1 protein-coding gene is annotated in these 1,562 nt (G+C 41.2%); it reads left to right on the forward strand.

The window, feature by feature from the left end; genetic code table 11:
- The first annotated feature begins 13 nt into the window (after positions 1-13).
- Entirely contained in the window at positions 14-1,495 is a 1,482-nt protein-coding gene (locus NJ959_RS29330) for a protein adenylyltransferase SelO (RefSeq protein WP_254015289.1), read from the forward strand.
- The last annotated feature ends 67 nt before the right edge of the window (positions 1,496-1,562 follow it).

Here is a 1,562-nt window from a genome sequence, read left to right on the forward strand (position 1 = left end):
CCTATTTATTATTATGTTTCTTTCCCTTGAATACGAACCAGCTTTAGAATCATTAGGCAATGACTACTTTGATGAAGTAGCAGCGGCAGAATTTCCCAGTCATATTCTCCGATTCCGCAATAACCAATTACTACCACAATTGGGATTAACTCCTCATAATGTAACTGATACTGATTTTATCCAAGCATTTGGTAAGTTTGTTGGTATCCGACCATTTTTAGCTTTGCGCTATCATGGCTATCAGTTTGGGGAATATAATTCTAGATTAGGTGATGGTAGGGGGTTTATCTACGGTCAAGTCCGGGGAATTGATGGGGAATTATATGATTTTGGCACAAAAGGGTCAGGTACTACTCCCTATTCTAGAGGAGCGGATGGCAGATTAACTCTTAAAGGTGGAGTGCGGGAAGTTTTAGCAGCGGAAGCTTTACATAGTTTGGGGGTTTGCACTTCTCGCTGTTTGAGTTTGATTGAAACTGGGGAACAGTTGTGGCGCGGAGATGAACCTTCCCCAACTCGTTCTTCTGTTACGATTCGTTTCAGTCGTTCTCATATTCGATTTGGTACGTTTGAGCGATTGCACTATTTTAAACGGCGGGATTTAATCGAAAAGCTGTTAGACCATGTAATTCAATATTATTACCCTCGGCTTATTTGCGATCGCGAAGCGCTGCTCCAACCAGATCGCACTCAAGGTAATCCCCAATTTACCGAACAAAAGGATAGAGTTGCTCTCTACGTCCAATTCTATGCCGAATTAGTGCAACGTGTGGCAAAATTAGTGGCGCAGTGGATGGCAGCCGGGTTTTGTCATGCTGTCCTCAATACTGATAATATGTCCGTTACTGGAGAAAGTTTTGATTATGGTCCCTACGCTTTTATCCCCACCTACAACCCTAAGTTTACAGCAGCCTATTTCGACTATTACGGACGTTATTCTTACGGAAATCAACCATCCATTTGTCGGCTAAATTTAGAAATGCTTCAGCAACCGTTAAGAATGGTAATTCCCGTTGAGGATATGGAAGCTGGTTTAGCCCGGTTTGATGAGTATTATTATCTCACTTATCGACAACTTATGTTGAATAAGTTAGGATTTGCCGAGGTGAGTGAATCTCAGGGTAATGAGTTATTAAAATTAACCATAGATTTCCTGATGGAGAGTCAGGTGGGGTATCATCAGTTTTTTGCGGAATTAGCAGAACAATTTGACCCCATCTGGCGAGATGATGGAAGTCAGATTTTCAGTCAAGCTTCATTGATTACATCGACTGAACACCAGTCATTACTCGGAAAATGGCGCGAAATATATTACCATATCTTACAGGATTTGTCAAGAGACGAATTAGAACAAGTGAATCAGCGGTTGCGGGATAAAAATCCGAAAACTGCTTTATTAAGACCAATAATTGAAGAGGTTTGGGGGGCAATTAGCCAGGAGGATAATTGGCAACCGTTTGATGATTTAGTAGGACGATTACAGAGAAAGGATTAAAGGAGTTAGCCACTATAGCGTTTTCATTTGGGATGTGAACAGCAAAAGTCCTGAAGCACCATAAAAT

Source organism: Limnofasciculus baicalensis BBK-W-15, assembly GCF_024178385.1.
GTDB lineage: Bacteria > Cyanobacteriota > Cyanobacteriia > Cyanobacteriales > Coleofasciculaceae > Limnofasciculus > Limnofasciculus baicalensis.

Coding starts and splice junctions, on each gene's coding strand:
- NJ959_RS29330 (WP_254015289.1), top strand. CDS start 14: ATGTTTCTTTCCCTTGAATACGAACCAGCTTTAGAATCATTAGGCAAT.